The sequence below is a fragment of the Streptomyces sp. LN549 genome (assembly GCF_043203805.1).
Classification (GTDB): domain Bacteria; phylum Actinomycetota; class Actinomycetes; order Streptomycetales; family Streptomycetaceae; genus Streptomyces.
In genome coordinates this window covers 618,107-641,567 of the sequence record NZ_JAZHRI010000002.1, presented here as the reverse complement: position 1 = coordinate 641,567, position 23,461 = coordinate 618,107, and the positions used below count along the sequence as shown (strand labels likewise).

At 71.3% G+C, this 23,461-nt stretch carries 9 protein-coding genes and 1 pseudogene; 8 read left to right on the top strand and 2 right to left on the bottom strand.

Annotation, left to right across the window (positions count from 1 at the left end; all coding sequences use genetic code 11):
• Positions 1–13 precede the first annotated feature (13 nt).
• On the top strand, positions 14–10,912 hold the full coding sequence (locus SH922_RS02915; protein ID WP_393054338.1) for an amino acid adenylation domain-containing protein: 10,899 nt from the start codon (positions 14–16) through the stop codon (positions 10,910–10,912).
• Complete coding sequence (locus SH922_RS02910; RefSeq protein ID WP_393054336.1) at positions 10,899–12,599, top strand: ABC transporter ATP-binding protein; 1,701 nt, start codon at positions 10,899–10,901, stop codon at positions 12,597–12,599. Before SH922_RS02915 ends, SH922_RS02910 begins: the two co-directional genes overlap by 14 nt.
• A gap of 60 nt (positions 12,600–12,659) precedes the next feature.
• Here SH922_RS02910 and SH922_RS02905 read toward each other — a convergent pair whose 3' ends face one another.
• Positions 12,660–13,772, bottom strand: a complete 1,113-nt coding sequence (locus tag SH922_RS02905; RefSeq protein WP_393054334.1) for an alpha/beta hydrolase-fold protein — start codon at positions 13,770–13,772, stop codon at positions 12,660–12,662.
• 252 nt (positions 13,773–14,024) lie between these two features.
• Here SH922_RS02905 and SH922_RS02900 point away from each other — a divergent pair, with 252 nt between their 5' ends.
• Together SH922_RS02900 and SH922_RS02895 are read left to right on the top strand one after the other, a co-directional pair.
• Positions 14,025–14,237, top strand: coding sequence for an MbtH family protein (locus tag SH922_RS02900; protein ID WP_393054332.1), 213 nt, complete (start codon positions 14,025–14,027; stop codon positions 14,235–14,237).
• Positions 14,238–14,360: 123 nt separating this feature from the next.
• Positions 14,361–16,892 (top strand): ATP-dependent Clp protease ATP-binding subunit, encoded by a 2,532-nt coding sequence (locus SH922_RS02895; protein WP_393054330.1) that lies wholly within the window; start codon positions 14,361–14,363, stop codon positions 16,890–16,892.
• A 113-nt stretch (positions 16,893–17,005) separates the two neighbouring features.
• On the opposite strand, the pseudogene SH922_RS02890 reads toward SH922_RS02895, so the two are convergent.
• Positions 17,006–19,332 (bottom strand): annotated as a pseudogene (locus SH922_RS02890) (FdhF/YdeP family oxidoreductase).
• Between the two features lie 278 nt (positions 19,333–19,610).
• Between SH922_RS02890 and SH922_RS02885 the strand changes: the two are divergent.
• From SH922_RS02885 to SH922_RS02870, 4 genes are all read left to right on the top strand, one after another.
• Positions 19,611–20,369, top strand: a complete 759-nt coding sequence (locus SH922_RS02885; protein WP_393054328.1) for an IclR family transcriptional regulator — start codon at positions 19,611–19,613, stop codon at positions 20,367–20,369.
• Positions 20,370–20,493: 124 nt separating this feature from the next.
• On the top strand, positions 20,494–21,000 hold the full coding sequence (locus tag SH922_RS02880; protein ID WP_393054326.1) for a hypothetical protein: 507 nt from the start codon (positions 20,494–20,496) through the stop codon (positions 20,998–21,000).
• Positions 20,997–21,350, top strand: coding sequence for a winged helix-turn-helix domain-containing protein (locus SH922_RS02875; protein WP_393054324.1), 354 nt, complete (start codon positions 20,997–20,999; stop codon positions 21,348–21,350). Before SH922_RS02880 ends, SH922_RS02875 begins: the two co-directional genes overlap by 4 nt.
• Before the next feature lie 279 nt (positions 21,351–21,629).
• Complete coding sequence (locus SH922_RS02870; RefSeq protein WP_393054322.1) at positions 21,630–23,438, top strand: protein kinase; 1,809 nt, start codon at positions 21,630–21,632, stop codon at positions 23,436–23,438.
• Positions 23,439–23,461 lie beyond the last annotated feature (23 nt).

Here is a 23,461-nt window from a genome sequence, read left to right as displayed (position 1 = left end):
AGCGGAGTCTTCGATGATGGAACCGGGTACTCGTCCCGTACTGCTCTCCGACGCGGGCCTGGCGGGCCTGCGTCGGCGAACCGGCGATTACAGCGACCGGACCCTCGCCACGGCATGTGCCGTCGCTCTGTCCTACTGGGCGACCGGCCGGAGCCCCGACGGAATCGACCTCGTCCCCGGCACCCTCTTCGCCGACGTCCTCGGGTGGGTCGACAACGGCGGTCCGGTGAGGGGTGGTTGGGAGCTCGGTGCGGACGGTCGCGGCATCGCCGTTCCCGACGGCGTCGCGGCGGCCGACGCGCAGCTCGCCCTGGACGACCTCGCGGACTTCCCCGACCGGCCCCTCGGGACCATCGGCCCCTCCGGGATCGCCGCGCGGATCGAGGCCCTGGCCGAGTGGAACGACACCGAGGCCGGACGGGCCCGTCCGACCATCGTGGAGATGTTCCGCGAGCAGGCGCGGGCGCGGCCCGACGCCGTCGCGATCGTGGATGAGAACCGTTCACTGACCTACCGTCAAGCAGTCGAACTCTCAAGTCAGTTGGCCCATCATCTGATCGAGCGCGGGCTCACCGCCGAACAGGTCGTCGGCATCTCGCTGGCCCGTTCCGCCGACATGGTCATCGGGCTGCTCGGTGTGCTCCAGGCGGGATGCGCGTTCGTACCGCTCGATCCGGTGTGGCCCGCCGCGCGCCGGGCCGTCGTCGTCGAGGACGCCAGGGTCGTGCTCCAGCTCAACAGCTCGGGCGAGCACGGCCCGGGCGAGCCGGAGGCCGTCGCTGTCGACCTCGCGGACTGGAGGTTCGCCTCCCACGCCGTCGAGGGGCCCGAGATCGCCGTCCCCGGCCCCGCCCTGGCGTACGTGATCTTCACGTCCGGTTCCACCGGCCGGCCCAAGGGTGCGATGATCCGTCACGAAGCCATCAGCGAGCGCCTGTTGTGGCAGGTCGACGAGATCCTGGGCTTCGGGCACGACGACGCTTCACTGTTCAAGGCGCCGCTGTCCTTCGACATCTCCATCAACGAGATCTTCCTGCCGCTGGTGTGCGGTGGCCGGCTGGTGGTTCTGCGGCCGGGCGGCGAACGCGACCCGCACCACCTGCTGAGCGTGATCTCCGAGCAGCGCGTCACCTTCACCTACCTGGTGTCGTCCATGCTGGACGTCCTGCTGGAGATGGCGGGGGACTCCGGACGGCTGGACAGCCTCAGGCACGTGTGGTGCGGCGGCGAGGTGCTGACCCCGGAGCTCTACGAGCGCTTCCGCACCCGGCTCGACATCCCCATGTACCACGGCTACGGCCCCGCCGAGACGACGATCGGCGTCTCGCACGTCATCTACCGGGGAGCGGCGGAACGGCTGTCGACATCCATCGGCAAGGCCAATCCCAACACCCAGCTCTACGTACTGGACGACGAACTGCGCCCCGTCCCGGTCGGGGTCGGCGGCGAACTGTACGTGGGCGGGTTCCTCCTGGGGCGCGGCTACGTCAACGCGCCCGGCCTGACCGCCTCCCGTTTCGTGGCCAACCCGTTCGCCGGGGACGGTTCCCGGCTGTACCGGACCGGCGACCTCGCCCGGTTCGCCCCGGACGGCTCGCTGGACTTCCTCGGCCGGGCCGACAACCAGATCAAGATCCGCGGCATGCGCCTGGAGATCGAGGACGTCGAGGCAGGTCTCGCGGAACACCCCGGGGTACGGCACAGCTGCGTCGTCGCCAGGAAGAACTCGGCGGGCGGCACCTACCTGGTCGGCTACGTGATCCCGGCGGCCGGGAGCGAGGACCTGCATGCCGACGAGGTCAGGGCGTGGGCCGTCGAGCACATGGTGGAGTACATGGTGCCCGCCCACACCGTCGTGATGAAGGAGTTCCCGCTCACCGCCAACGGCAAGCTCGACCGGGCGGCGCTGCCGGAGCCCGTGATCTCGGACGGGCCGGTTGCCGCGCCCGCCACAGAGAACGAGCGCGTGGTCTGCGCGGCCGTCGCCGCGGTGCTGCGGCTGGACGAGGTCGGTGTCGACCAGGACTTCTTCCGGCTCGGCGGGGACAGCATTCTGGCGATCTCCCTGCTGAGCGCCTTGCGTGACGCCGGTCTCTACGTCACGGCACGGCAGATCTTCACCCACGGCGTCGTGGGCGCGCTCGCCGCGGTGGCGTGCCGGGAGGACGTGTCCCCGGTGGAGGACGACGACGTGGCCACCGGGTCCGTCGTGGGATCGCCCATCGTTCAGTGGCTCGGCGGGACCACGGACGCGGTCGACGGCTTCGTGCAGTCGGTGGTGCTCAACACCCCGGCGGACCTGACCGCCGGCGCCCTGGACGAGATCCTCACCGCCTTGGTCCGGCGGCACGACATGCTGCGGGCCAGACTGGTACGCGGTGACCGCTGGAGCTTCGACATACCCGAGGCTGACGGGGCCGTCGCCGGGTGGCAGGAGAGCGACCGGCCGCTCGACGCATGCATCGCGCTCGCCACCGACGGGCTCGACCCGGACGACGGCGTGATGCTGCGCGCCGTCTGGCGCCGGGAGGCACGGCAACTGGTCGTGGTCGTGCATCACGTGGTGATCGACGGCGTGTCCTGGCGGGTCCTGATGGAGGACCTGGCCGCTGCATGGCGTCAGCTCACTGCCGGTGCACCGGTCCAACTTCCCCCGGTGGGAACCTCGTTCCGGCGCTGGACGGAGCTGCTCGGGCGTACCGCGTTCGACGCGGACCGTGCCCACTTCGGGCGCCCCCTGCCAGGAGCGGACGGACCGCTGGGCAGGCGCCCGCTGTCCGAGGCCGACACCGTCGCCCGGGAACGGGAACGTACCGTCACGGTCGGACTCGAGGTCACCGCCGCGCTGCTGAGCGAGATTCCCGCGAAGTTCCACGCAGGCGTGAACGACGTGCTGCTGACCGCGCTCGCCGTCGCCCTCGCGAGGTGGCGCCGAGATCTCGGGCAGGACCAGACGTTCGCTCACATCGAGCTGGAGGGCCACGGCCGCGAAGGACGGTTCGTGGCGGACGCCGCGGGCTTCGAGCCGGAACTGTCCCGGACCGTGGGCTGGTTCACCACCCTGTTCCCGGTGACCGTCGATCCCGGCGCGGCAGCCGATCCCACCTCACCCGCCCACCTGGCCGCCGCGCTCAAGGCGGTCAAGGAGGACCTCGCCCGAGTGCCGAGCAACGGTGTCTCCTACGGCGCCCTGCGGTACCTGGCCGGCACCCGGTTCGACACGCCCGCACCCCAGGTGCTGTTCAACTACCTGGGCCGATTCGACTCGGACACCTCCGGGGACTGGCAGCTCGCGGGAACCGCGGGACAGCTGGGCGAGAAGCGCGACCCGAGGATGCGCCTGCCGCGCGCCCTGGAGTTCAACCTCATCGCAGAACCGGCGGCGACCGGCGCGTACGAACTGGTCACCACCATCTCCTGGCCCGACGGCATGTTCACCGACGAGGACATCACGACGATCGGGGGGTATCTGCGGGGAGCCCTGGCCGGACTGGCCGCACTCGACGAGGGCGGCCACTCTCCCAGCGACTTCGGCCTGGTGCCTCTCACCCAGACGGACGTCGACGCGCTGGACGGTCCCGGACTGCGCGACATCCTGCCGCTGACCCCGTTGCAGGAGGGCCTGTACTTCCACTCGGTCTTCGACGACGACTCGGTGGGCAGCTACGTGGAGCAGCAGCTGCTGACGCTGGACGGCGAGGTGGACACCGGACGGCTCGCGGCGGCTGCCACCCGGCTGCTCACGCTGTACCCGAACCTGGCCGCACGGTTCGTGGCCCTCGCCGACGGCCGCGTCGTCTCCGTGCTGGAGAGCGACGCCGAGGCGCCCTTCACCACGCTGGACCGTCCCGGCATCACGGACGCCGAGATCCACGACTACGCCGAGCGTGACCGTCGCGCAGGGTTCGACCTGGCCACCGGCCCGCTGATGCGCTACACGCTCATATCCCGGGGCTCCGGACGTCACGTGCTGGTGCAGACCGTGCACCACATCATCGCCGACGGCTGGTCGGTACCGCCGATGCTCCGCACGCTGCTCGCCGAGTACCACCGGCCGGGGACCGCTTATCAAGTCGGCGGCTTCCCCGACTACGTGCACTGGCTCGCCGGACGCGACGACGACGAGAGCGACCGAGTCTGGCGTGACCAGCTCGCCGGTCTGCCCGGACCTTCGCTGGTTGCCGAGGGGCACACCCCGTCCGACCGTTTCGCCGACACGGCCGTGGAACCGGCGGACGACACCGACGGGGCCGCCAGGTCGGCCGGCGTGCCGCTGAGCGTCGCCGTGCACAGCGCCTGGGCGGTGACGCTCGGAGGCCTCCTGCACGGCAAGGACGTGGTGTTCGGCTCCACGGTGTCCGGGCGGGACGCGGATGTGCCCGGCATCGCGGACATGGTGGGTCTGTTCATCAACACGATCCCCGTACGCGCCCGGTGGGATGCGACCACGACGGCGTCCGGCCTGCTCGCCTCCGTGCGGGACCACCAGAGCGCCGTGCTGCCGCACCAGCACGTCTCGCTGGCGAGGATCGTCCGGCAGGCAGGTGCCGGCGCCCGCTTCGACACCCTCGTGGTGTTCGACGTGGCCACCGACGTGGCCTCCCTGCGCGGTCCCGACGACGAGCTGGTCATCAGCGGCATCGTGAACGAAGGAGCCCCGCACTATCCGTTGACGCTGGTGGTGGAGCGCACACGTGACGGACGCCCGCGCTTCAACCTGATCTACGACGGGGAGCTGCTCCGGGAATCGAGCGCCGAGGCGATCCTGCGCACGTTCACCCGCACCCTCACCGGGCTGCTCACCCGGCCGGACGCCCTGGTCGAGGACCTGGCAGCCGAGGACGTCCGGCGTCCGGCGCCCGTCGTCCCGACGACACTGGGCGCGCTGTTCGACGCCGCCGCACACCGTGACCCGACCGCCGCAGCCGTGACCCAGTGCGCCCTCGACGGCGGCACCCGGTCGCTCACGTACGGCGAACTGGCCACGGCAAAGGACGAGTTGGCTGTGGTGCTGCGAGCGGCCGGCGTCGGAACGGGCGGACGCGTCGCCGTCGCCGTCCCGCGTTCCCTGGAACAGGTCGTCGCCCTGGTCGCGATCGTCACCGCGGGCGGCGCGTACGTACCGCTGGACCTCGCCTACCCGGACGAACGGCTGGAGTACATCCTCGCCGACGCCGCACCGCAGGCCGTTCTCGTCGACCGTGAGCAGCGCGACCGGTTCACCGGCCTGCTGACCCGGGCGGGCGTACAGGCCCGTGTCCTCGTGCTCGGGGACGAACTGCCGCAGGCGGACGGGGAGACGGGCGGGCCGGGGCCGGTGACCGCAGGGCAGCCCGGCCCGCACCATCCCGCGTACGTGATCTACACGTCGGGATCGACCGGCCGGCCCAAGGGTGTCGTCGTCCCGCACACCGCGGTGGTGACGCTCCTCGCGAACACCCGGCCCGAGATGGACTTCGGCCCGGACGACGTGTGGGTCCAGTTCCACTCGTACTCCTTCGACTTCGCCGTCTGGGAGCTGTGGGGCGCGCTGGCGCATGGCGCCGAGCTCCTGGTGCCGGACTACGCGCTGACCCGCTCCCCGGTGGACTTCCACCGGCTGGTCCGCGAGCGCGGAGTCACCGTGCTCAACCAGACCCCGTCGGCGTTCTACCGGTTCGTCGAGGCCGACCGGCATGCCGGTGAACCGGTGACCGCGCTGCGCCGGATCATCTTCGGCGGCGAGGCACTCGATCCCGTGCGGCTGCGCGACTGGACCGATCGGTACGGCACCGCTTCGCCCGAGCTGGTCAACATGTACGGCATCACCGAGACCACCGTGCACGTCACCCACCGGGTGCTCACCGACGAGGACTTCGGTACCGCTGTCAGCCCGATCGGCGGTCCGATCCCCGGACTGGACACCTATCTGCTCGACGACCTGCTCCGGCCGGTGCCGCCCGGCCGGGTGGGAGCCATCTACGTCGCGGGCGATCAGGTGTCGCTCGGCTACCTCGGCAGGCCGGGGCTGACCGCGGGCCGGTTCGTGGCGAACCCGTTCGTGGGCAACGGCTCCCGCATGTACCACACGGGCGACCTCGCCCGCCGGACGCTCGACGGCGAGCTGGAGTTCGCCGGCCGGGCCGACGACCAGGTCCAGCTCAAGGGATTCCGGATCGAGCCCGGCGAGGTGGAGTCCGCGATCAGGGAGCTCGACGGAGTGGTCGACGTGGCCGTCACCGTGGCGGACAGCGGCGACCATCTGGTCGCGCATCTCGTGGGCCGGACGCCGGATGACCTCACCGGCCTCCTGGCCGCGAAGCTGCCCGGGCACATGGTGCCGGGCCAGGTGCTGACGGTCGACGCGCTGCCCCTGACGGTCAACGGCAAACTGGACCGCAAGGCCCTGACCGGCCGTGCCGCGCGAGACGCCGTCCCGGAGGGCGCGACCGGCTCCGCGCTCGCCGCACTGACCGGCATCTTCGGCGAGACACTGCCGGGCTCGGGCGTGGACGCCGACACCGACTTCTTCATGGCCGGTGGCGACAGCATCCTCGCCATCACCGTCATCAACCGGGCCAGGGCCCTCGGGCTGTCGATCGCACCGCGGGACGTCTTCCTGTTCAAGACACCACGTGCGCTCGCCGAGCAGCTGGAGTCGCGTACGCCGCAGACCGCGGCCATCGGTCCCGTCCGCCGTGAGGACGGCCCGGTGGTCCCGACGCCGGTCATCCTGCGCCGGCGGGAACTGGGCGGCTCGCTCGCCCGGTTCGCCCAGGCAAGGTCGCTGGTGCTTCCCGAGGGCGCCGGGCCCGCCGACGTCGAACGCGCCGCGAGGGCCGTCGTCGCCGCGCACCCGGTCCTCCGGCTGAAGCTGGACGTCGAGCACGGGGTGTGGGCCCTGCGCACCGGACCCGGCCGTGCGGTCACCGTCGTCGAGGCGGAGACGACCGACGTGACGACGGCCGCGAACGATGCCGCCGGGCGTCTCGACCCCGAGTCCGGCAGCGTCATCGCGTTCTCCTGGCTCGCCGCGAGCCGGACCCTCGTGGTCACCGTGCATCACCTCGCCGTCGACGCGGTGTCCTGGCTGGTCCTGCTGGACGACCTGGACACAGCCCTGCGCGGGGCGCCCCTGGCGCCGCCCACCACGTCCTACGCCGAGTACGCCGAAGCGATGGGCGCCAGGTCCGCCCAGGTGACCGGCCTGGGTGACTGGCTCACCACGCTCGGGGCGCCCGCGCTGCTGCCCTCCGTCGAGGGCCTGCGCGAGACCACCGTCGTGCTCACGCCCGACGTGAGCGACCGGGTGACACGTACCGCGCCCGCCGCACTCGGCGTCGGTCTCACCGAGCTGCTGTGCGGAGCGCTCCGCGCCGCGCTGACCCGGGTCCAGCCCTCGCCCACCGATCTCGCGATCGATCTGGAGCGGCACGGCCGCGTCCCCGTCCTGGAACACCACGACTACACCCGTACGGTCGGCTGGTTCACCGCCATCGCCCCGGTCCGGCTCACCGCGCACACGGACCCCGTCGAGGCGGCGCGCGAAGTAGCCGCACGTCAGCCGGACGAGGACGGGCACGTCGCCTACGGCCGGCTCAGGTACCTCAACCCGCAGACGGCCCCGTTGCTCACCACCCAGCCGCAGGTGCTGTTCAACTACCTCGGCCGAGGCGGCGAGTCCCAGGCTCCGCACATCACGGGCGCGGATCAGGGCAGCCCGTACGCCGTCGAGGTCAACGCGTGGACCGACGACACCACCGGAAGCCTGCACGCGGCCTTCGCCCTCGCCGACGGCATCCCCGACGAGATCACCGGGCACTGGCGGAGCGCCCTGGAGCGCATCGCCGACGCCTCCGCGACGGCCGAGCGCACCGCACCGGTCACCCCCCTCCAACGGGGCCTGTACTTCCAGGCCCAGATGGCGGGCACGGCAGGGCACTACGTCGCGCAGAGCTACTTCACCTTCGACCGCCGCCTGGACACCGACGCGCTGGCCGAGGCGATGGCGTACGTGATCGCACGGCACCCGGTCGTGGGTGCGGGTTTCACCACCGACGACCGCGGGAACCCGGTCCAGGTCCTCAAGGCGGGCCGGCGTGTCGATGTCCGCACGGTCACCCTGGAGACGGAGGCGGAGGCCGAGGCCCTGCGGGCCAGGGACCGCGACACCGGCTTCGACCCGGGTGTGCCTCCGCTGGTCCGGCTGACCGTGGTGCGTCTGCCCGACGACCGCGACGGGCTGCTGCTGAGCTACCACCTGCTGCTGTGGGACGGCTGGTCCCGCGAGATCCTGCTGCGGGACCTGTTCGACGCCTACCGGGCCGTCGTCGCGGGCGAACCCCTGGACGCGGCCCCGCTCACACCGGGCTTCGAGGACTACGCGCGGACACTCGCCGCCAAGGACCCCGCGGTGTCGGAACGCTTCTGGGCGGAACACCTGGCCGGCCTCACCGGCCCGACCCTGCTCGCCGGACCCCAGCCGGCCGTCTCGGACGCGCTGCCGCGTGCGCTCGTGCACACGATGTCCGCCGAACTGTCGGACCTGCTGAGGGGCGCGGCCAAGGCACACGGCGTGACGCTGAACTCGGTGCTGACCGGGGCGTTCGGGCTCCTGCTGGGTGCGCACACCGGCCGGAGCGACGCGGTGTTCGGCGTGACCGTGTCCGGCCGGGAGGGCGAGGGGCTGTCCGGCATCGTCGGCGTACTGCTCAACACCGTGCCCATGTGGACGCGCGCCCGGCCCGACGACACGGTCCGGGAGTACCTGACAGCCGTCCAGACGGCCCGGGTCGAGGCGATGGAGCACGAGCACCTGGGTCTCGGCGAGATCCAGCGGGCCGGCGGCCACGACAGCCTGTTCGACAACCTGTTCGTGCTCCAGAACTTCCTGGACCTGGACGCCTTTGCCGCCATGAACACCAGGCACGGCATCACGTCGGTGCGGGCCGACGACTCGACCCACTACCCGTTCACCTGGGTCGTCACGCCCGGCGACCGGCTCACGGTCAAGCTGGAGCACCGCGACGACGACCCCGCGAACGCCCGTCGCCTCCTCGACGACTACCTGCGTGTGCTGGAGGACCTGGCCAAGGCGGCCGGCCCGGTCGGAGCCCTGCCGGGCCCGGGACCGGCTCCCGAGCCCGCCGAACGTACGGACATCGGGACGGACACCGTCGTCGACCGGTTCGACCGGGCGGCCGACCGCGACCCGCAACGCGTCGCCCTGGTCGCCCATGGCTCGGCCATGACCTTCGCCCAACTCCGGGAACGCAGCCGTGCGGTGGCGGGTGTGCTCGCCCGCCGTGGCATCGGACCGGAGCGGACCGTGGCCCTCGCGATCCCGCGCTCACTCGAATCGATCGTGGCGCTGTTCGCCGTACTGCGCGTCGGCGCCGCGTACGTGCCGCTGGAGCTCGACCACCCGGACGAGCGGATCGCCGCGATCGTCGACGACGCCCGCCCGGACGTGACCCTCACCGTGAGCGCCGTGTCGCCCCGGCTGACCGGCGACCTGATCGAGCTCGACCGCCCGCTGCCCGAGGCCGAGCCGTACACGACGTTCGCGCCGGACGACCCGGACCGGCTGCGCCATCCCGCGTACACCATCTTCACCTCCGGATCGACCGGGAAGCCCAAGGGCGTGGTGACCGAGTACGCAGGGCTCACCAACATGCTGATCAACCATCAGCGCCGCATCTTCGAACCGGTACTGGCGCAGCACGGCCACCGGGTCTTCAGGATCGCCCACACCGTGTCGTTCGCCTTCGACATGTCGTGGGAGGAGCTGCTGTGGCTCGCCGACGGCCACGAGGTGCACATCTGCGACGAGGAACTGCGCCGCGACGCGCCCCGGCTGGTCGAGTACTGCCTGGAGCACGGCATCGACGTGATCAACGTGACCCCGACCTACGCGCAGCAACTGGTGGCCGAGGGACTGCTCGACCATCCCGAGCGGCGGCCCGCGCTGGTGCTGCTGGGCGGTGAGGCCGTCACCCCGACCCTGTGGCAGCGGCTCGCGGAGACCGAGGGGACGGCCGGCTACAACCTGTACGGGCCCACCGAGTACACCATCAACACCCTTGGTGTCGGCACCTTCGAGTGCGAGGACCCGGTCGTCGGCGTCGCGATCGACAACACGGAGGTGTATGTGCTGGACCCGTGGCTGCGTCCGCTGCCGGACGGGGTTCCCGGGGAGCTGTACGTCTCCGGCATCGGCATCGCGCGCGGCTACCTCGGGCAGCCCGCGCAGACGGCGCACCGGTTCGTCGCCTGCCCGTTCGGTGAACCCGGCGAGCGCATGTACCGCACCGGGGACCTGGTGATCCGGCGGCCCGACGGAAACCTGATGTATCTGGGCCGCACCGACCAGCAGGTCAAGATCCGGGGCCACCGGGTCGAACTCGGCGAGGTCGACGCCGCGTTCGCCGCCCATCCGGCGGTGCGGTTCGCCGCCGCGGTCGCCCAGCCCGACCCGCAGGTCGACGGCGCGTACCGGCTGGCCGCCTACCTGGTGCTCGACGGCTCCGATACGGCCACGGTCGCCGCCGAAGTGGGCGCAGCCCTCCCCGACTTCCTGCGGCCCACGCACTACGCCCAGGTCGACAGCATCCCGCTGACCGTGAACGGGAAGGCCGACACCAAGGCGCTGCCGGAGGCCAGGCCGCTGGGCGTGCTGACCACCGGTGCCGAGCGCGCACCGGAGACCGGGACCGAGATCACGGTGTGCGAGTTCTTCGCCGAGGCGCTCGACCTGGACGACGACGAGGTCAGCGCGGTCAGTGACTTCGTGTCCCTCGGCGGGCACTCCATGCTGGCGGTGCGTCTGATCGGGCTGCTCCGCCGGGAGTACGGTCCAGTGATCACCATCCGCGATCTGCTCACCCTGCGAACCCCCGAAGCGATTGCCGGTCACCTCGATGCGAACTCCTGACACCCGCCGGTCCCTCCAGGGAGCCGACATCCTGCGGACCGCGCTGCGCCGCAATGTCGGTGCCATGACCTGGGGCACCGTCCTCATGGGTCTGTACCAGGCCGGCGAGACCGCCTTCCCCATCGCGCTCGGTCTGATCGTCGAACACACCCTGCAGAACCGGAGCTCCGGTTCGCTCGGGGTGTCGATCGGCGCGCTGGCCGTGATCATCACGACCGTGTCGCTGTCGTGGCGGTTCGGGATGCGCATCCTGCAGAAGGCCAACACGACCGAGGCGCACCGGTGGCGGGTGCAGGTCGCGGCGTGCGGACTCCAGCCGGTGGACAGGGACATCGATCTGAAGTCCGGTGAGGTCCTGACCATCGCCACCGAGGACGCGGACTCGACCGCCGACATCATCGAGGTGGTGCCGCTGCTGATCAGCTCGCTGGTCGCGGTCCTGGTCGCGGCCGTCGCGCTGGGCCTGGCGGACCTCCGGCTCGGGCTGCTGGTGATCATGGGAACCGTGGTGATCCTGTCGATCCTGAGCGTGATGTCCAAGCGGATCGGCGCCAGTACCCAGGAGCAGCAGGCCAGGGTGGCACGGGCGGGCGCGAAGGTCGCCGACCTGATCACCGGCCTCCGCCCGCTGCACGGCTTCGGTGGCAACCACGCGGCGTTCGTGTCCTACCGGAAGGTGAGCACGGAGGCCAAGCACCAGGCGATCACCGTCGCCAGGGTGAACGGCGCGTACGCCGGCGTCGCACAGGCCCTCAATGCGGTCCTGGCCGCCGCCGTGACCCTGACGGCGGGCTGGCTGGCGTTCGACGGTCAGATCACCATCGGGGAACTCGTCATGGCGGTGGGCCTCGCGCAGTTCATCATGGATCCGCTGAAGATGTTCTCGGAGATGCCGAAGTACGTGATGATGGCGCGCGCCTCGGCCGAGCGGATGGCGCTGGTGCTGTCCGCCCCGCCGGTGGCGGAGCCGGGGCCGCAACGCCCGTCCGAGGGCGGCGACCTGGAGATCGACGGCGTCCGGTACGGGACACTGCGCCGGCTGAAGCTGCGGGTGTCCGCCGGTGAGTTCGTCGCGATCGCCGCCTACCAGCCGCGCGCCGCAGCCGACTTCGCGTCGATCCTCGCCGTGAACGTCCCGCCGCAGGACTACGAGGGAGCGGTCCGGGTCAGTGGGCGGGAGATCGCGGACCTGTCGGTCGAGGCGGTCCGCGAGCACATGCTGGTGAACCCGTACGACGCCGAGATCTTCGCGGGCACCCTCCGTACGAACATCGATCCGTCGGGCACGAGCCGGACGGTCCCCGAGGCCGTCGAGGCGTCGATGCTGACCGATGTCGTCGCCCTGCACCGCGCAGGGCTCGACCACGGCGTCCGTGACCGCGGCGCGAACCTGTCCGGGGGGCAGCGCCAACGGCTGTCGCTCGCCCGCGCCCTGGCCGCCGACACCGATGTCCTGGTGCTGCACGACCCGACCACGGCAGTCGACGCGGTCACCGAACAGCTCATCGCGCGCAATCTCGTGAAGCTGCGCCGGGGCCGTACCACCGTCGTGATCACCAGCAGCCCGGCCGTACTGGACGCCGCCGACCGGGTCCTCGTCCTGGACGACGGCGTCATCACGGCCGAGGACACCCATCGCAACCTCCTCGCCGCCGACGAGGCCTATTGCCGGGCGGTGGCAAGGTAGGTCGCCAGTGCCCCTCGTTTGGATCATGCCGGGCCCGCGGGCTGATCCAAACGAACGAACCTAGCCGAGTGCCCAGGCGACATCCCTGAGCAGGGCGTGCCGCCAGCCGGCCCGGTCGTGGCCGGACGCCGACCGGGACACCCGTACGGTCGCGCCCGCCAGTTCGGCCAGGGTCTCGACCGGCTCGCAGTGGGGCAGCATGCGCGTCTCGTGCTCCCCGACGTCGAACGCGATCCGCAGACCGGACAGGTCGGGGCGCTCCCGCAGGCGTGCGGCCACCGCGCCGCCGGCCGGCCCGGCCAAGGGGTCCGCCAGGGCCGGCGCTCCCGGTGTCCACCAGAACGACCCCGACTGGCAGGCGACCCGGGAGACCAGCTCCGGGAACTCGAGTGCCGCGTTCAGCGCGCTCAGCCCGCCGAGGCTCTGGCCCGCGACCACCAGCCGGCCCGGGTCCGCGGTCACTCCGGACTCCGCTACCAGCGGCAGCAGTTCGTCCCGGACCGCCTCCCACAGCCCGGACCCGCACGCGAATTCGGCCGCCCGGTCCTTGGCCGGGAGGAAGACCAGCGTGACGGGCGGCATCTCGCCTCTTGCGAAGGCCGAGTCGAACGCGCTCATGGCCGGGTGCAGGTACAGCCAGTCGTCCCCGTCGAGCAGCAGGACCACCGGTCCGCCGCCACCCACCGGGTGGACGCGCACGGTCCGCCGTCCGCCGAGCCGTTCGCTGTTCCAGCGGAGCCGGGTGCGCGGGACGGGGAGTACGTCCTCGGCGCCGACGGCGGGCCAGTGCGGCTGGGCCGGGGCGTCCGGGGTCGCGGCGACGGAGCGGTCGACGCCGGCACCGACCGGGTTGAACGGGTCGGCGTACGCCTCGTCGTCCACCAGGAACTGGTAGGTCACCCGCAGCCGTTCCGGCATGCGCACCCGGGCGTACCAGCAGTCGGTGTCGCCCCACCGGCGCAGGGGCACCGGCTCCGACCAGCTCTCGAAGCCGATGGTTGCCGCGGACCCGCGCCAGAGGAACAAGGTCACCCAGCCGCCGTCGCCGGCCGGTACCGAAGCGGGTCCCCGCGCCGCCGCCCAGAACGCGTCGGTGCCGGGCGTGCCGGTCGGGCCGAACTCGACGAAGGCGTTCTCGGCGGCGGCCGCCGGGTCGCGGGCGGGGCCGGTCACGGCCGGAGGGTGACGCGGCCGGCGCCGGCCCGGCAGGGCCGGCCCACGGGCAGGTCCGTGCCGTGCGCGGTACGGATCCGTTCGGTCACCGGGGGCATGAACGTCTCCTTGTGAGAGGGAAGCGGGAACGGCTAAGCTCATATCAATTAGGGGAGCCTAACCTAATCTTGACTGCTCCTTCCAGCCCGGCGGGCTGACGCACACGCTCGATGCGGCTGTCACGGCCCGTCGGACCCGAGGAGGTAATGACATATGAGCACCAACCCGTTCGACGACCCCGAGGGCCGCTTCCTGGTCCTGGTGAACGGCGAGGGCCAGCACTCGCTGTGGCCGTCCTTCGCCGAGGTGCCCGGAGGGTGGACGATCGCCTTCGGCGAGAACACCCGTGACGCGTGCCTGGACTTCGTCGAGACCAACTGGACCGATCTGCGGCCCCGGTCCCTTGTGGAGTCCGCGGACGTCTGACCTGCCCGTCCTTCCGGTCGCCCGGGGCAACCACCGAGTTCCCGAGGGGCGGGGCCGCTCCGTTTGCGGCGCCTCGGGCATGGGGTTTGAGTGGAAGAACCCCCATGCCCGTCTGGAGCTGACATGTCGATGGCGTTCGGTTCACCTTTCGGTTCGTCCGATCCCTTCAGCGAGATGCTGGACCGGTTCTTCGGGACGTCACCCGCGTCGTCGCCACCGGCCGTGCAGCGCGTGCCCATCGGCCGGCTCCTGACCGAGTCGTCGCACGAACTCCTCGGCCTGGCCACGCAGAAGGCGGCGGAGAACGGGACGTCCGACCTCGACACGGAGCACCTCCTGTGGGCGGCCACACAGGTGGACCCCGCGCGGCGGCTGCTTGCCCAGGCCGGTGTCGACGCGGACGCGCTCGCGGCCCGGATCGCCGAGGTGCTGCCCCGGGAGTCGGGCGAACCGTCCGCGCAGCCGGGGCTCACACCGGCGGCGAAGCGGACCCTCGCCGCCGCCTATGCCGGCTCGCAGGCCGCCGGCGTGTCCTACATCGGCCCCGAGCACATCCTCGGCGCGCTTCTGGAGGACCCGGACTCCGGAGCCACCCGGTTCCTGCGCGCGCAGGACATGGACGCGGAGAAGCTGCGGGGCTTCACCGACCAGGCGGCCCGCGCGGACGGCACTCCCGCCGCCGGAAAGCCGCCGGCGACGACCCTGGACGAGTTCGGCAGGGACCTCACCGAGGAGGCGAAGGCCGGCAGGCTCGACCCCGTGGTCGGCCGGGCCGAGGAGATCGAGCAGACCATCGAGATCCTCTCGCGCCGTTCCAAGAACAACCCGGTGCTCATCGGCGAGCCCGGAGTCGGCAAGACCGCCATCGTGGAGGGACTGGCCCAGCGGATCGTGGCAGGCGAGGTGCCCGACTCCCTGAAGGACAAGCGGGTCGTCTCCCTGGACATGTCCGGCATGGTGGCCGGTGCGCAGTACCGCGGCCAGTTCGAGGAGCGGCTGAAGAAGGTCATCGAGGAGGTCCAGGCGGCAAGCGGCGACATCATCCTCTTCATCGACGAACTGCACACGGTCGTCGGCGCCGGCGCGACGGGCGAGGGCGCCATGGACGCGGGCAACATGCTCAAGCCCGCACTGGCACGCGGTGAGCTCCACGTGGTGGGAGCGACGACGATCGACGAGTACCGCAAGCACATCGAGAAGGACGCAGCCCTGGAGCGCCGCTTCCAGCCCGTCCTCATCCCCGAGCCGACCGTCGAGGAGGCGGTGCAGATCCTCGAAGGGCTGCGGGATGCGTACGAGGCGCACCACCAGGTCCGCTTCGCCGACGGGGCCCTGACGGCGGCGGCGGAACTGTCCGACCGCTACATCAGCGACCGCTTCCTGCCCGACAAGGCAATCGACCTGATGGACCAGGCCGGCGCCCGGGTACGGCTGCGCAGCGCCGGCCGCTCCACCGAGGTCGTCAGCAGGGAGGACCACCTCGCGAAGCTGCGACGCGAGAAGGACCAGGCAGTCGCCGGCGAGGAGTTCGAGAAGGCCTCGGACCTGAAAGGGCAGATCGCCGAGGTGGAGGGCGAGCTCGCAGGCATCGAGGAGCGCCGCGAAGGCGTCGTCTCGGTCACCGCTTCCGACATCGCCGACATCGTCTCCCGCCGCACGGGCATCCCGGTCTCGCAGCTCACCGCCGGCGAGAAGGAGAAGCTCCTCAGGCTGGAGGAGGAGATGCACGCCAGGATCGTCGGCCAGGGCGAGGCGGTCACCGCGGTCTCCGAAGCCGTGCGACGCAATCGCGCGGGCATGGGGGACCCCAACCGTCCTGTGGGTTCGTTCCTCTTCCTGGGACCCACGGGAGTGGGCAAGACCGAACTCGCCAAGACGCTGGCCGAACTGCTCTTCGGCGGGGAAGACCGCATGATCCGGTTCGACATGAGCGAGTTCCAGGAGAAGCACACCGTGGCCCGGCTCGTCGGCGCGCCTCCCGGGTACGTCGGCTACGAAGAGGCCGGTCAGCTCACCGAGAAGGTCCGCCGCATGCCTTACAGCGTGGTGCTGTTCGACGAGGTGGAGAAGGCGCACCCCGACGTCTTCAACACGCTGCTCCAGATCCTCGACGACGGCCGCCTCACGGACGGCCAGGGCCGCACGGTCGACTTCCGCCACTGCGTCGTCATCATGACGTCCAACATCGGCGCCCATCGCATCCTCGCCCACAAGGGCGACGCGGCCGAGCTCAAGGACGAGTTGATGGAGGACCTCCGAGGGCGGTTCCTGCCCGAGTTCCTCAACCGCATCGACGACATCATCATCTTCCACAGTCTCACCGAGGAAGACCTGTCGGCGATCGTCGAACACCTCCTGGACCGGAGCAAGCACCGCGTCCGCGCACAGGGCCTGACCCTGGAAGTCAGCGACGCGGCAAAGAAGTTGCTCGTCGCGCACGGCTATCAGCCGGAGTTCGGTGCCCGACCGCTGCGCCGTACGATCCAGACGGAGCTCGACAACCGCGTCGCCTCGCTGCTCCTCGGCGGCGAGACCGACCCCGGGGACACGATCGTCGCCGATGTGCGGGACAACTCGCTGCACTGCACGGTGCGCAAGGACGGGTCCGGGAACGCCACGGAGCAGCAGGACACCGCCGGAAGCGACGCCGCCTGAGGGCTGGCCCGTGATCCCTGGTGCAGCCGAACGATCAGGTGGCAGGCTCGTACGGCCAGAGGCGCCCCGGCGGCAATGCTGCCGGGGCGCCGGGCCTACCGGCCGCTCGCCGCTCAGGCGGCGGGGCCGATGGTGACCTTGACGTGTTTCATGATCGGCTGGTCGCTCTGGGTGCTGTAGTCGCTGAGCGCACACAGCACGTTCATCTCCGGCATGTAGCCGGCCGCACAGCCGCGGGGGATGTCGTACGGGATCGCGAGGTAGCCGTTGAGGGACCGCCGGCTGCCGTCCTTCGCCGTGCTCGTGATGTCGACGTGGCCGAGATCGGCGATGCCGCGTTCGCGCATGTCGGCCCGGTTCATGAAGACGAGCGTGCGCAGGTTCTTGATGCCGCGGTAGCGGTCGTTGTCGGAATAGATCGTGGTGTTCCACTGGTCGTGGGACCGCATGGTCCCCAGGGCGAGCGTGCCGGCCGCGGGGACGACGTCCGGCAGGACGGCGGCGGAGAACTCGGCGCGCCCTGACGGGGTGAGGAAGACCAGTTCGCGGGCGGGCTGCTTGATACGGAAGCCGAGGGGCAGGCGTACCCGGCGGTTGAAGTCCTCGAAGCCGTCCAGCGCGCGGGCCATGGTGTCCCGGATGCGGTCGTAGTCCTCGACGTACCAGTGCCAGGGAGTGGCGCTGTCGGGGAGAGCCGCGCGCGCCATGCCGGCGACGATGGCCGGTTCCGACAGCAGGTGCGGTGACGCGGGGCGCTTCATTCCGATCGACAGGTGCACCATGCTCATCGAGTCCTCGACGGACGTGCTCTGGATCCCCTTGCGCTGATGGTCCTTCTCGGTACGGCCGAGACACGGGAGGATGAGGGCTCGGCTGCCATGGACGAGGTGGCTGCGGTTGAGCTTGGTGCTCACCTGGACGGTGAGGTCGCAGGCGCGCAGCGCCTCGTAGGTGTACGGGGTGTCAGGTGCGGCAAGGGCGAAGTTGCCGCCCATGCCGACGAACACCGACACGTCGCCGCTGTGCATCGCCTGGATGGTGCGGACGGTGTCCAGACCGTGCTCACGGGGCGGCTCGATGCCGCACACCTCACCGAGGCGGTCCAGGAAGGCGTCGGTGGGGCGGTGGTCGATGCCGCAGGTGCGGTTGCCCTGGACGTTGCTGTGCCCTCGTACGGGGGAGGGGCCGGCCCCTTCGCGCCCCAGATTGCCGCGGAGCAGCAGCAGGTTGACGATCTCCCGGACGGTGTCGACGCCGTGCTCGTGCTGAGTGAGCCCGAGACACCAGCTGACGATGGAGCGGTCAGCCTCGCGGTACACGCGCGCTGCCTTGAGGATGTCGGTGCGGCTCAGACCGGACTGGGTCTCGATCTCCTCCCACGGCGTCTCCTCGCACAGCGCGCGGTACTCGTCGAAGCCGGCGGTGTGGCGGTCGATGAACTCCTGGTCCAGCGCCTTGGGGTCGACTGCTCCAGGACGGCCTTGGCCATGCCGCGCAGCAGGGCCATGTCGCCGCCGATGCGCGGCTGCAGATTCAGAGTGCTGGTCCGGGTCGGCTTGAACAGGGCCATGTCCACGAAGTCGTGCGGCACGATGGTGCGGGTGGCCGCTGCCTCGACCAGAGGGTTGACGTGCACGATCTGGGCGCCGCGATGGTGGGCCTCGGCGAGGGCGGTGAGCATCCTCGGCGCGTTGGAGGCTGCGTTGACCCCCAGGATGAACAGCGCGTCGGCGGACTCCCAGTCCTTGAGGTCGACCGTTCCCTTGCCCGTGCCCAGGGAGGCGTTGAGGGCGCGGCCGCTCGCCTCGTGACACATGTTGGAGCAGTCCGGCAGGTTGTTCGTGCCCAGTTCGCGGGCCATCAACTGGTACAGGAACGTGGCCTCGTTGCCGAGCCGCCCCGATGTGTAGAACGCGGCCTGATTCGGGCTGTCCAGCTCACGCAGAGCACGCCCGACCAGCTCGAACGCGTCCTTCCAGCTGATCGGCACATAGTGGTCCGACTCGGGGTCGTAGGCCATCGGCTCCGTCAGCCGGCCCTGGTTCTCCAGGTCGTAGTCGCTCCATCCGGCCAGCTCGGTCACCGAGTGGGCGGCGAAGAACTCGCGCCCGACCCGTTTGCGGGTCATCTCCCAGGTGACGTGCTTGATGCCGTTCTCGCAGATGTCCAGGTGCAGCCCCTTGGTGTCGTCGGGCCACGCGCATCCGGGACAGTCGAACCCGGTGTTCTCATGGTTCATCCGCATGATCGCCCGCGGGCCGTCCACCAGCGCTCCCTCGCGGACCAGGAAGCGGCTCACGCTCTTGGCCGCGCCCCAGCCCGCCGCAGGGTGGTGGTAGGGGCGAAACCCGGGTTTCGCCTCCGGGGCCGGGCCGACTTCGGGCTCCCGTGGTTCCTGGCCGTCACCGTTGGCGCTCAAGTTCTTTAACCCTTCAACCATGTGGGGTGGCTGACAAGACGATGCTTCCCGGCAGGCTATGCCCGGGGTTGTACCCTCGCCATCCGACCGGGGAGGCCCTCGGCACGCCGGATTTCCGGCCTGTCGCCGAGAAACGCGTCGTCGCGGCCGCGATGGTGCCGTGCGGCGCGTTCATGGCCTGGTCCGCACTCCGTCCGATGTGCGTCACCCGCTGTGCGTACCTCTCCGGCCGGGTGCCGGCCGGCGCCCCGCGGTGGGACGCCTTGCCGCTCCCGGGGCGCGGGGAGATGCTTGGGAGCATGGCCGATCAAGCCGAACCTGAGCCTGTCACGGCCGTCAGGCGTGCGCTCCGCCTGCTGGAGACCGTCGGGGCGCGCGCGGGCGAGGCCACCGCGGAGCAGCTGGCCCGGGAAGCGGGGCTTCCCCTGATCACGGTCCATGAGCTGCTTCCCGGGCTGGCCCGGGACGGGTTCGTCACGGAGCTGGGCGACGGGACGTACGTCCTTGCCGACGCGGGCGCCGGGCCGGGCGGGGGGCGCGACGGTCAGGAGTCGGCGGTGCGTGTGCGCCCCGTTCTCACCGCCCTGCGGAACGATCTTCTGGCTGCCGTCTATCTGACTTTGTACGTGGACGGCGAGATCCGGGTCGTGGAGATCGTCGACAGCGCCAGGACTCCACGGGTCGACCTCTGGGCGGGCTTCGAGGACGCCGGACATGCGACCGCCCTGGGCAAGAGCGTGCTGCGTGAACTGGACGAGGAGGCGCGGGCCGACTACCTGTCCCGGCACTCCCTCGCCGGACTCACGCCCCGGACCATCACGCGCCCGGAGGAACTGATCCAGCAGCTCGACGCCTCGTCGACAGCGCCGTTGGTCATGGACCGGGAGGAGTACGCCCGCGGAACCACCTGTGTCGCGGTGCCTGTGTACAGCGGCGATCAGGTCGGGTCCCTCGGGATCTCCTTCCGGTCGGACCGGATGTACCGGACCACTCAGGTCCGGCAAGGGCTGCTGTCCTCCGCTGTACGTGTGTCCAGGCAGCTCTCGCTCCCGCACTGAGGCTCCGGGGTATCGACGGCTTCCGGCCCGGTGTGGCAGTCCGCTCGGCATGTACTTTCCATTCAGGAAAGTACATGCGATGATGCAACCCCAGGTTTCCTGTCCGGAAGGTGTTGCAGTCGCGATGTCCACGCATGAGCGCGCTACGGAGTCCGCCCCGCACGACCAGGAACTGTCGGCCCGGGCAGCGGTCCATGCGCTGGCCTCCGTCGAGTCCGCCAGGGCGTTGCCCGGACAGGTGGCCTCTCCCTGGTGGTACGGCCCACTGGCAGCTCTTGCCGTGGCGGCGGGTGTCGTGGTGGTCGGCAACGGGCTCACGCACGCGAGTCGTCCGGGCCCGGTGTGGGCGGGTGCCGTCGCCATCTGGGTCGTGTTCCTGCTGCTCATGCGCACCCGGACGTACGCCACCGGCGTACGGCTCCCGCTGTCCGCCCGCTTCCGGCGCGCCAACCTGGTCGAGGTCCTCGTGCAACTTGCCGCAGCCGGTGCGGCCTGGGCAGTCTGCACCCTGCTCGGGGCCGGTGGAGGTGCCGGCACCGCGGTCGTGGCCGTGGTCGCCGGACTCGGAACCTGGGGCAGGGTCGTCGCGCGCGGCGGCCGGATCCGGCGCGGGCTCCAGGCCCGCGCGTGACCGCTGACGACGCAAGACCGGCGTCCGCCCTCGACGAGATCATCCACCACCCCAGCCGGCTGGCGGTCGCGGCCTTCCTCTCCGCCTGCGTCGAGGCCGATTTCGCGACGGTCCGCGACCGCTGCGGCCTGTCCGACTCGGCGCTGAGCAAGATCGCCACGGCCCTGGAGTCTCCTGGCTACGTCCACATCCGCAAGGGGCATGTCGGCAGGCGTCCCCGTACCTGGCTCTCGCTCACGCCGGCCGGAAGGGACGCCCTGGTCCGTCATGTCGCCGCGCTCCAGGCCATCGCCGACTCGGCCCGCAGCGCGGGGGCGGCGGTCGGGGAGCGCGCGGACGCCGACGGCTGAACCCGGGTGGCCCGTACCGTGAAAGGGTGTCGCGGTTCTTCGGGGTGCCGGCTCGGCGGTGCGAAGTCCGCTTCCACCGGGCCACGTTGGGCGTTCACCTTGCCGATGTGTCCGTCCGGCGCGTCGGGGCCGGGCCGGCTCTGACCGAAAGGACTGGTTCCCGGCGGACCGTCCTCGGTGCTGTTCCCGGTTGCCGCGCCGACGGGCCACCGCCCCGAAGGGCGGCGCGAGTTGTCGACTGCCGGTCCGCCGTGCGAGCGGATATGGCACAGTCGGGCCGTGGATGCACTGCGGCCTCAGGACCCCGCGCGAATAGGCGCCTACCAGTTGCTTGCCCGCCTCGGCGCGGGTGGCATGGGGCAGGTGTACCTCGGCCGGTCTCCCGGTGGACGGCTGGTGGCCGTGAAGGTCATCCGCGACGAGATCAGTGATCACCCCGACGCCCTGGCCCGCTTCAGACGGGAGGCCGCGACGGTCGAGACCGTACGCAGCGCGTACACGGCGCAGCTGATCCAGGCCTCGCTCGACACGTCCCCCTACTGGCTGGCCACCGAGTACGTCGCCGGGCCCACCCTGCGCGGCGCCGTGGGTGCGCGCGGACCCTTCCCGCCGGACAGCGCGCTGCGCCTGTTCGCCGCGCTCGCCGAGGGACTGGCCGCCGTCCATGTCCACGGGGTCACGCACCGGGACCTGAAACCGCAGAACGTCATCCTGTCGCCGCAGGGACCGCAGCTCATCGACTTCGGGATCGCGCGAGGGCTGGAGCAGACGATCCTCACCCGGGAGGGGGTGACGCCCGGGACGCCTGGTTTCACAGCCCCCGAGGTGCTGCTGCGCAACGAGGTGGGGCCGGCGGCGGACGTCTTCGCGCTGGGCGCGACCCTCGCGTACACGGCGACGGGCCGGCCCCCGTACGGCGCGGGCGACGCGGCGGCCGTGAACTTCCGTTCCGTGTACGAGGACATCGACCTTGAGGGGGTGCGGCCGGCGCTGGCCGCACTCATCCGTGCCTGCGTCGCCAAGGATCCGCAGGAGCGGCCGGACCCGGCCGCCGTGATCGCCGGGTGCGCCGTGGACTCCCCATTGGCGTCCGACCCCCACTACCGCGCGGTGGCGCAGGCGGCCGACCCCGTGCGCGTACCCGAGTACGGGGACAGGCCGTCCACGGTGACCGGTGCGCAGCCGCAGCCGGGGACCGGGACGGGGTCGGAGCGGGACACTGTGCGGGCTCCGGGAACGGGGGCCCGCACCCGGCCGGAGGAAGGCGGGCCGGCCACGCGGGAAGCCGGGGGACCGGTGGTGACCGAGTCCACGCGGTCGCCCGGAACCACCGCCCCGGACCGCCCGGACCGGCAACGCCGCCCCGGCCGTGCCCCGAGGGGTACGACGTGGCTCGCGGTGTGCGCGGTGGCACTGGCCGCACCACTGACGGTCTGGCTGCTCCCCGAATCGGACAACGAGGGCGGCGGCACGGCCACGCCCGAGGCCACCCTGTCCGGGCGCCCGTCCGCCTCCAGTCCGGCGGGCAGGAGTCCGGGCGGCGGGAGTCCGGCCGCCGGGCCTCCGGATCACCTGGCGAACGACCGTGTCTCGCACGACCGCTGGACCCTGTCGCCGGTTCCTGCGCAGGCCGCCCTGGGCAGCGGGTCCTGCGATCGGGACGTGCTCACCGAGACCCTGCCGCCGGACGGCCTGGCGTCCTCCGTCTCGCACACCACCGGCTCGGACACGGCCGCGGTTTCGATGCGCCCCAAGGACGCCGGGAAGGGGAAACGGCCCGAGCCCTACTACGTATCCGTCGGGGTGCGGCCCCCGCACGAGACCGACCGTGCCACCGGCAGGCCACTCACGTCAGTCAGCAAGGGCATCGGATTCACCAGCAAACCGGTCGACCTCTATTCGCGATGGTCCTCCGGCGGCACCGTCCAGCTCAGGTACCCCGACGACTTCCGGGCCCACTTCGGTGAACGTGCCGTCGACGCGATCCCGGTGGGGGACGACCGGGGCGACTGGACCGTCGTGATCTACCACGTCGAGGGCGGGCCGTCGGCGTACACGTCCGTCGTCTGCAACGGGTTCCACGCCTGACGCGCACCGCACTCGACGTCGCG